Raw genomic sequence first — 8883 nt, 5'->3', positions numbered from 1 at the left:
GTAGCGCGCCGGGTCCCGGGTCAGCCGGTTGTTCGGGTAGGGCTTCGTCGCGATCGAGACCGGGCCGCCGCCGGGCACGTAGCGGCTGCCGAGGCCGAGGCGCTGCAGCAGCCGCGTCGCGACCGAGGCGAAGGCGGGCGAGCGCACCATCCGGATCGACAGCATCGGCGCCACGGTGACGATCCGCCGGAACGGCAGCCAGCCGTCCAGCGCCCCGGTCAGCGCGACGCAGCCGCCCATCGAGTGGGCGAGGCAGACATGCGGATCGGGCATGAACGGCACCAGCACCGCGTCGCGGATCGCCAGCAGGTCGCGGCGGTAATCGTCGAAGGCGGCGACGTGGCCCTTGTGCGGGTCGTCGACCCGCCGGTCCGACGCCCCTTGCCCGCGCCAGTCGAAGGCGACGACGGCGAAGCCCCGGGCGCGCAGCTCGCGGATGGTCTCGTAGTACTTCTCGATGAACTCGGCCCGGCCCTGGAGCAGGCAGACCGTGCCCTTGCAGGTCCGCGTCGTCGCGGCCCAGCGCGCCGCCCGCAGGGTGCAGTCGTCCGCGGTGCCGACCGCCATCACCACGGCGCCGGGGGGAACCGGGTTTCCGGGCGTGTCGTGCAGGCTCAGAAGTGCGGCGTCCTGCCGCATCGTTCCCGTCGTCCGGCCGGGTCTTGAACGCACCTCGCCCCCCTCCAATATCACGATCGTACCGGCCGTCAGGCGGTACGAGCCCGGTCCGGCCCACGCGGCGGACCATAGACTCAAACCTGCATGTTGCTCCACGGAGGATGTGTCCTATGCGTCAGTTCGATCTCGCTCCCCTCTACCGTTCCACCGTCGGCTTCGACCGCCTGTTCTCGGCCCTCGACCAGTTCGTGGCGTCCGACGCGGTCCCGACCTACCCGCCCTACAACATCGAGCGCACCGCCGAGAACGCCTACCGCGTGACGGTGGCCGTGGCCGGCTTCACCGAGGCCGATTTGTCGATCGAGGTGCGGGAGAACGCGCTGACCGTGAAGGGCGAGCGCAAGCCCGATCCCGAGCGTCGCGCCGAGGTGCTGCACCAGGGCATCGCCGCCCGCGGCTTCGAGCGCCGGTTCCAGCTCGCCGACTACGTCCAAGTGACGGGTGCGGCGCTGGAGAACGGCCTCCTCCACGTCGATCTCGTCCGCGAGATCCCGGAGGCGAAGAAGCCGCGCCGCATCGAGATCGCCATCGGCGGCAAGAGCCGCGCGCCGGCGATCGAGGGGGCGGCCACCGAGGTCCCGGCCGAGGTCCAGAAGGCGGCGTAAACCGCGCCGTCGCAGAGCGTGGGAGCGCCCCGGCCGCCGGCCGGGGCGTTTTTCGTCGTGGCCGGCGTCGGGGATGCTGCCGGCGGAACGGATCTCGGCGGTTTCGCGTCGGCGGGCGAGGGGCGCCGCGAGGCGCCCGTGACGTTGCCCTTCGCGCCAGGATGCGTTGCATCTTCGGGATCGCCGCGCTGCTGCGCCGCCGCGCACCGGTCGTTCGGGGTGGGGTGACGGCGGCCGGACCCCACGTCGCCGGCTCGGTCGCGCGAAGCACCGCCGCGGCTCCCTCTTCCGTCCGGGAGAGGGGACCCGCGAGCGGTTCGGCGCGGCTGTGCTGGAAGGTAAGGTGGCAGGGGGCACGGCGCATCCGGCCCACGCGATCTGATGCCGGAACGGCTTCGTCCGACGCGACCTCGGGTGCTGGGATGTCGGCTTCCTGCTTGCGCGGGAGATCCGACCGTCTTCCCCGCGGCGCCGCCTCAATGCTCCTGGGGCTTCCCCCGCGGCTCGGCCTGGCGGCGGGCCATCTCCCGGCCGATCTGAAGCAGCAGGAGCCGGATCATCGCCCGCATCGCCGGCGTGCCGCCGGCATCGATCAGGGCATGCGCTTCGAGGCAGACCTCGGCCATGCGGTCGAGCTTGTCCGTCGTCACGTTGACCCTCGCATCGATTTGAGCAAAAGTTGCGCGCAATCGATGCCACGCCCCCGTTCCCCGATAGATCGCTGGTCCGGGCCGGACAATAACATAGGTCAACCGGGCATCAAAGTATGCAAAATTCAAATATCGGCGGGGCCGGCCACAGCAACGAAGCGATGATCGCCAAGATCGCCGAGGCTCTCGACTGTCCGGTCGACGACTTCTTCGATGCCAAATCGAACCCGACCGGTGAAACGGCCGACTTGCTGTCGTTCTGGGCGGCTCTCGAAGATGCACGCGAGCGCCGGGGCGTTCTCGATTATATTCGAGCCGTCGCTGTAAAATCGACACAGTCTTGATGGAATTCGGTTGCACTTAACCTAGGTGGTTGCGGATTTTTCCGGGTCGAATAGACCCGCTTCATGCGCGATGTGCCCGAACCCGATTCCGCGGATGCCGTGATCGCCGAGTCTCAGGACGTGATCGCGCGATCGCGCGCGGCGCGGGAGGAAGCGCGGCTGCAGCGGGCGGCGGCCCGCGCCGTGGTCGAGCAGGTCCGGGCGATGATCGCCCGGTCGCGGCCGGACAGCGAAGCCGGCGCGTGGCCCGCCCGCGATCCCGCCATGCTCGATCCTGCCATGCCCGATCCGGCGAAGGGCGGGGCGGCACGCGTCAGCGGCTCAGGAGGTGCAGGCTGAACAGGCCCTCCGGGTCGAGCCAGAGGCGCTTCGGCGTCCAGCCGGCCCGCGCCGCCATCGCCTGGAACGCCTCCGGCGCATGCTTGTGCGAGATGTCGGTGCGGACGCTCTCGCCGGCCGCGAACCGGATCGCGTCCGTCCCGAAGCGCCAGGTGTCGGCACGGTCGGCGACGAGATGGGCCTCGACCCGCAGCGGATCGTGCAGGATGCGGACCGCGTGGCGGAAGGCGTCGCGGTCGATGCCGGCGCCGAGCTCCCGGTTCAGGCGCGTCAGGTAGTTCAGGTGCAAGGCCGGCATCAGGCCGTCGCAGCCGCCATAGACCCGCCGCAGCCGGTCCGCGTCCTGCGTCGGGTCGGCGCCGACCAGGAGATGGCTCGGCCCGAGCGTGTCGCGGGCCCGCGCCAGGAAGGCCTCCGCCTCGGCCGGCGCGAGGTTGCCGATGCTGGTGCCGGGGAAGAACCCGAGCACCGGCCCGCCGCCGAGGTCGACCGGAAGCCGGATCGGCGCGGCGTAGTCGGCGCCGACCGGGATCATCGCGATGCCGGGATAGTCCCGCGCCAGCGTGCCGACCGAGGTCTCGAGGTAGGCGCGCGAGATGTCGATCGCCACGTAGCGGCGCGGCCGGTCGAGGCCGTCGAGCAGCGTGCGGATCTTGCGGCTCGCGCCGCTGCCGTACTCGACGATCGTCGCGCCCGCTCCGACGAGGGCGGCGAGCTCCGGCACGATCGCGGGCAGCAGCGCCATCTCGCGCCGGGTCGGATAGTAGTCGGGGCTGTCGCAGATCCGGTCGAACAGGATCGAGCCGGCCTCGTCCCACAGGTACTTGCCCGGCAGGCGCTTCGGCACCTCGGACAGGCCGGCGAGCACGTCCCGCCGGAACGCGTCCCGCTCCGCGATGTCCGCCGGCGTCATCGCGGCGCCCCACGGGTTGCGGTGAGCACGACGAGGGCGATGCGCTCCGCCTCGGCATAGGCCGGCGCGTCGAGCTCCTCGCCGTAGGCGTCCGGGTCGAGCTCGCGATAGGTCCAGCCCAGCCCCGCGGCCTCGCAGGCGGCGGTCGCGGCCCGCCGGAACGGGTCGGCGCCGTCCACGATCGCCGAGCCGGTGAACAGCACCAGGCTACCGCCGGGGGCGAGGCGGGTGCGGGCGGCCTCGACCACGGCGAGCGACAGGCCCTCGCCGTAGGTCCCGCCGCCGTCGCGGTAGGTCCGCCCGGCGCGGTCGAGCATGAAGGGCGGGTTCGAGACGACGAGGTCGAAGGCGCCCGCGACGTCCGCGAGGAGGTCGCTGCGGCGCGGCACCGTGCCGTGGACGCCCGCGAGCCGGCTGTTGGTGGCGGCGGCCGCGAGCGCCGCGTCGTTGATGTCGACGAGCGCGATCTCGGCGTCGGGCGCGCGCTTGGCGATGGCGATGCCGGCCGCGCCCGATCCGCAGCCGATGTCGACCGCGCGGCGGACCGGCGCGGCACGGTGCGCGAGGTGATCGACCACGGCCGCGACGAAGCGGGCGGTGTCGGGGCCGAAGAACACCACGTCGGTCGCGCTCGGCGGATAGGCGGAATGCACGAACAGCTCGCCGTCGAGGCTCGACACCCGGATCGCCGAGCGCCAGGCGTCGCCGTCCCGCACCAGCACGCCGGCCGCGTGCATCGCCGCGAAGAGGTCGGCCGGCAGCAGGTCCTCGGCGAAGGGGCGGCTCCAGCCGAACACGTCGCGCAGATTGCGGGCCCGCGCCGCCTGCGGGCGGGCGTTGACGCGGGCATGGGTGGCGGGCGTCACGGTGGTGAAGCTGTAGCCGAGGGCGCGCAGTCGCTCGACCAGGGCGATCAGGGCGGGGTTCGGGTCGGGCCGGCCGGTCATCGCGCCGGCTCCGCGGCGCGGCGCCCGCGCTCATAGGGCACCGCGAAGCCTTCCTCCGACGGCGTGCCCGGCTGGCCGGGGATCGCCGGGAGGCCCTGAAACGGCGCCGGGCGCGCCCGGTCGCGGCCGACGACGGACCGGATCGGCCCGCGCGTCGGGGCGGGCTCGGCGCCGACGCGAGGGAAGGATGGGGTTTGAAGGAAGGCGCGGAAGCGCTCGGCCAGCGGGGGGCTGGCATCGTCCGTGGGGAGATCCATGCGCACCTGTCACGATCGCTCGGGCGCGCCGCGTCGCGTCCCGCGCGGCGACCGTCCGAGGCCCGGCTGTGTGTGTCGAAGCGCGGCGGGGCGGAGCGCCCATCGGGCCCGAGCCCGCCGATCTGCCGGGGAAACCTCGGCTCAAATTCCTTGTTCCGCGACGCGGCCGACAAAAATCAAGCTCAACGCAGGTTATGGTTCGGCCCGTTGCATCGATCGACAGACTAGCCGAGGTCGACGCGAACGGCCGTCGCGCGGCGAGCCTTGCGAGGATCGTCGTGGGACGCGCCCGGCGCGGCGAATGCAGATCCCGTCCATGCCGGGCCGCGACGGCAAAGCGTCGCGGCGGGAGAAAACGCCCTGCCGCTCGGGTTTCGCTCGGGACGACGCGTCGATGTCGCGCGGGACGGCCGGGACCGGGGGCACGATGGACGCGGCGAATCAGGTGACGAAGGCCCAGGATGCACCGCCTTCACGCAAGGGCGCGCCGCGTGCGCGGGAGATCACCCCGCGCGGAATCGCGCTCGGCGCCGCGATCACGGTCGTGTTCATCGCCGCCAACGTCTACATGGGCCTGAAGACCGGGATGACGTTCTCGTCCTCGATCCCGGCGGCGATGATCTCGATGGGCTGCCTGCGGCTGCTCGGCGGCTCGAGCATCCTCGAGAACAACATCGTGCAGACGCAGGCCTCCGCCGCCGGCACGCTGTGCAACGTCATCCTGATCCTGCCCGGCCTGGTGCTGATCGGGCATTGGCACGGCTTCCCGTTCTGGCAGACCAGCGCGGTGTGCGCCCTGGGCGGCCTGCTCGGCGTCGCGTTCTCGATCCCGCTCCGGCGCGCGCTCGTCACCCGCGCGGGCCTGCCCTACCCGGAGGGCGTCGCCGCCGCCGAGGTGCTGCGCACCGGCGAGGGCGAGGCCGGCGCGAAGGGCCTGCGCGATCTCCTCGGCGCGGCCGCCGGCGCGGGCGCGATCGGGCTCGCGACCACCGGGTTCCGGCTGCTGGCCGAGGGGATGCACGGAACGCTCGCGGCGGGGAGCGCGGTGTTCCGCCTCGGCACCGGCTTCTCCCTGGCGCTCGTGGGCGTCGGCTACCTCGTCGGGATCGGCGCGTGCCTGGCGCTGCTCACCGGCGTCGCGATCGCCTGGGGCGTCGCCGTGCCGCTGCTGACCGCGCTCGGGCAGGGGGAGGGCGCTTCGCCGTCGGAGATGGCCGAGGCGGTGTGGTCCGGGCAGGTCCGCCTGATCGGGGCGGGCATCATCGCGGTCGGGGGCCTCTGGACCGTCGGGTCGCTCGCCCGCCCGATCCTTGGCAGCATCGCCACCGCCCTGGCCTCGGTCCGGACCAGCGGCTCGCGGCTGCCCGGCCCGGACCATCCGCGGGCCGAGCGCGACCTGCCGATCACCTGGGTCGGCGCCGCGGTGCTGGCGCTGACCCTGCCGCTGGCATGGCTGTTCGCCGGCTTCGCATCGGGCGCCGAGCTCGGCGGCGGGCTGTACGGGCTCGTCGCGGCCGCGACCGTGTTCGCGGTGCTGTTCGGCTTCCTGATGGCCGCCACCTGCGGCTATCTGGCCGGCCTCCTCGGCTCGTCCTCGAGCCCGATCTCCGGCATCGGCATCCTTACCGCGATGGCCGCGGCGGTGCTGCTGCCGCTGCTGGTCGGCCGCTCCGCCGGACCGGAGGGCGACCGCTTCGTCATCGCGATGGCGCTGCTCGTGGCCGCGGTCATCGTCACGATGGCCTCGATCGCCAACGACAACCTGCAGGACCTGAAGACCGGCCAGCTCGTCGACGCCACGCCCTGGCGCCAGCAGGTGGTGCTGCTGATCGGCGTCGCGGTCGGCGCCGCCGTCATCGGGCCGCTGCTGTCCCTGCTCTACGAGGCCTACGGCTTCGTCGGCGCCCTGCCGCGCGAGGGCATGGAGGCGGCCAACGCCATGCCCGCCCCCCAGGCGGCGCTGACCTCGCAGATCGCCGGCGGCATCGTCCACGGCACCCTGCCGTGGACGATGGTGCTGATCGGCGCCGGGCTCGGGGCCGTGCTGGTCGCGGTCGAGGCGTGGCTTCGGCGGCGCGACCTCACCTTCCCCGCGCTCACCGTCGGCATCGGCATGTACCTGCCGCTCTCGGTCGAGATGACGATCGCGGTCGGCGGCGTCCTCGGCTGGCTCGCCGAGCGGACGATCCGGGCACGCGCCGCGGCGCAAGGGGACGATGCCGGCGCGGCGACCGAGACCGCGCGCCGCCGCGGCGTCCTCCTCGCCTCCGGATTCCTGGTCGGCGAGAGCTTCGTCGGCGTGATCCTGGCCGTCGCCGACACCCTGGCCGGGCGCAGCGCGTCCCTCGCCCTCGTCGGGCCGGGTTTCGCCCCTTACGCGACCTGGCTCGGCGCGGCCGTGTTCGGGTGCGGCCTCGCCGTGTTCTACCGGCTCACCGCGCGGGCGGACCAGGACGAAGCGGCGGCGTAGGCACGGCCGCGCCGGTGCGGGCGGTGTTTTGGGAGAGCAGGTTTCCGGTGACCGCTTCGCCATTGCCCGGCAGGGCGTGCGGCCCCGTTCGATCCCCGATCCCACACGCATCCGCATCCTGAGGTGCTTGCGCGAAGCGGAAGCCTCGAAGGAGTTCCCCAGCGCGCGCGAGATTCCGTGAGGGCTCCTTCGAGGCCGCTCGCGCGGCGCTTCAGGATGAGGTCCGAGCCCGGAGAGGAAGCGTGACCCGCCCCGGTCGCCGCGGCATCGGAAGCCCGTCCGCCTCGGTCGCCGGAGCCGGCATGAAAACGTCGGCCCGCCGCCCGTATCTCGCCAGCCGCACGCCCGGTTCGGTCCGAAACCCGACAGAACCAACCCCGGGGACCGCAGTTGCTCCCGTATGCGCCGCATCGTCCGAGCGGCGGCCGGGAGCTTCGCACCATGAAGGCCCTCGTCTGGCACGGCACCACCGACATCCGCTGCGACACGGTTCCCGATCCGACGATCGAGGATGGGCGCGACGCGATCATCAAGGTCACGAGCTGCGCGATTTGCGGCTCCGACCTGCACCTCTACGACCACTTCATGCCCGGCATGAAGGCGGGCGACATCATGGGCCACGAGACCATGGGCGAGGTGGTCGCGGTAGGGAAGGACAACGCCGCGCTAAAGGTGGGCGACCGGATCGTCGTCCCGTTCACGATCACCTGCGGCCAGTGCCCGCAATGCCGGCGCGGCAACTTCTCGGTCTGCGAGCGCACCAACCGCAACAAGGCGCTCGGCGACGCCGCCTTCGGCCACACCACGGCGGGCCTGTTCGGCTACACCCACCTGACCGGCGGCTATGCCGGCGGCCAGGCCGAGTACCTGCGCGTGCCGTTCGCCGACTCGACCCACATCAAGGTGCCGGACGGCATCCCCGACGAGCGGCTGCTGTTCCTGTCCGACATCTTCCCGACGGGATGGCAGGGCGCGGTCCAGTGCGACATCCAGCCGGAGGACACGGTCGCGATCTGGGGCTGCGGGCCGGTCGGGCAGATGGCGATCCGCTCCGCGATTCTGCTCGGGGCCAAGCGCGTGATCGCCATCGACCGGGTGCCCGAGCGCCTCGCGATGGCGCGGGCCGGCGGCGCCGAGGTGCTCGACTACCACGCCGAATCGAACATCGTCGCCCGCCTCAACGACATGACCGACGGCCGCGGGCCGGAGAAGTGCATCGACGCCGTCGGGCTCGAGGCGCACGCGCTCGGCGCGGTCGACGCGGTCTACGACCGGGCCAAGCAGGCGATGATGCTGGAGACCGACCGCGCCCACGTCCTGCGCCAGATGATCATGGTCTGCCGGCCGGCCGGGATCCTCTCGGTGCCGGGCGTCTATGGCGGCCTGATCGACAAGTTCCCGATCGGCGCGCTGATGAACAAGGGGCTGACCGTCCGCACCGGGCAGACGCACGTGAAGCGCTGGACCGACGACCTGCTGCGCCGGATCGAGGAGGGGCAGATCGACCCGTCCTTCGTCATCACCCATACGGTCGGCTTGGAGGACGGCCCCGAGATGTACCGCACCTTCCGCGACAAGCAGGACGGCTGCATCAAGGTGGTGATCCGGCCATGAGCGGAACGCGTCCCTCCCCCCCGACGCGCCCGGCACCCGGCCGCGGCGCGCGGACCGGCCACCACG

At 72.5% G+C, this 8883-nt stretch carries 10 protein-coding genes; 5 read left to right on the top strand and 5 right to left on the bottom strand.

Translation table 11 applies throughout. The features are described from left to right. The coding region (locus tag FV230_RS19870) for an alpha/beta hydrolase (protein ID WP_147843615.1) at positions 1 to 639 on the bottom strand (639 nt) is incomplete at its 3' end. 149 nt (positions 640 to 788) lie between these two features. Here FV230_RS19870 and FV230_RS19865 point away from each other — a divergent pair. Continuing rightward, positions 789 to 1283, top strand: coding sequence for an Hsp20 family protein (locus tag FV230_RS19865; protein WP_147728833.1), 495 nt, complete (start codon positions 789 to 791; stop codon positions 1281 to 1283). A 476-nt stretch (positions 1284 to 1759) separates the two neighbouring features. Here the strand turns inward: FV230_RS19865 and FV230_RS29815 are convergent, their stop codons facing one another. After that, positions 1760 to 1933 (bottom strand): hypothetical protein, encoded by a 174-nt coding sequence (locus FV230_RS29815; RefSeq protein ID WP_187274918.1) that lies wholly within the window; start codon positions 1931 to 1933, stop codon positions 1760 to 1762. A gap of 161 nt (positions 1934 to 2094) precedes the next feature. Here FV230_RS29815 and FV230_RS19860 point away from each other — a divergent pair, with 161 nt between their 5' ends. After that, a complete protein-coding gene (locus tag FV230_RS19860; protein ID WP_147843614.1) occupies positions 2095 to 2277 on the top strand; it encodes a hypothetical protein in 183 nt (60 codons plus the stop codon). 63 nt (positions 2278 to 2340) lie between these two features. Next, positions 2341 to 2616 (top strand): hypothetical protein, encoded by a 276-nt coding sequence (locus tag FV230_RS19855; RefSeq protein ID WP_147843613.1) that lies wholly within the window; start codon positions 2341 to 2343, stop codon positions 2614 to 2616. Here the strand turns inward: FV230_RS19855 and FV230_RS19850 are convergent. From FV230_RS19850 to FV230_RS19840, 3 genes are read right to left on the bottom strand one after another with little or no spacing between them, the layout of a single operon-like run. Further along, positions 2591 to 3529: an L-histidine N(alpha)-methyltransferase gene (locus FV230_RS19850; protein ID WP_147843612.1), complete on the bottom strand. Its 939-nt coding sequence runs from the start codon at positions 3527 to 3529 to the stop codon at positions 2591 to 2593. The two genes, FV230_RS19855 and FV230_RS19850, sit on opposite strands and share 26 nt — an antisense overlap. After that, complete coding sequence (locus FV230_RS19845) at positions 3526 to 4476, bottom strand: class I SAM-dependent methyltransferase (protein WP_147843611.1); 951 nt, start codon at positions 4474 to 4476, stop codon at positions 3526 to 3528. Before FV230_RS19845 ends, FV230_RS19850 begins: the two co-directional genes overlap by 4 nt. Continuing rightward, on the bottom strand, positions 4473 to 4733 hold the full coding sequence (locus FV230_RS19840) for a hypothetical protein (protein ID WP_147843610.1): 261 nt from the start codon (positions 4731 to 4733) through the stop codon (positions 4473 to 4475). Before FV230_RS19840 ends, FV230_RS19845 begins: the two co-directional genes overlap by 4 nt. Before the next feature lie 427 nt (positions 4734 to 5160). Here FV230_RS19840 and FV230_RS19835 point away from each other — a divergent pair, with 427 nt between their 5' ends. Beyond that, on the top strand, positions 5161 to 7203 hold the full coding sequence (locus tag FV230_RS19835) for an oligopeptide transporter, OPT family (RefSeq protein WP_147843609.1): 2043 nt from the start codon (positions 5161 to 5163) through the stop codon (positions 7201 to 7203). Positions 7204 to 7644: 441 nt separating this feature from the next. After that, positions 7645 to 8817 (top strand): zinc-dependent alcohol dehydrogenase, encoded by a 1173-nt coding sequence (locus FV230_RS19830; protein ID WP_147843608.1) that lies wholly within the window; start codon positions 7645 to 7647, stop codon positions 8815 to 8817. Positions 8818 to 8883 lie beyond the last annotated feature (66 nt).

This window comes from Methylobacterium sp. WL6, assembly GCF_008040095.1.
GTDB lineage: Bacteria > Pseudomonadota > Alphaproteobacteria > Rhizobiales > Beijerinckiaceae > Methylobacterium.
The sequence above is the reverse complement of the archived record's forward strand: the minus strand, read 5'-3'. Positions and strand labels throughout refer to the sequence as shown.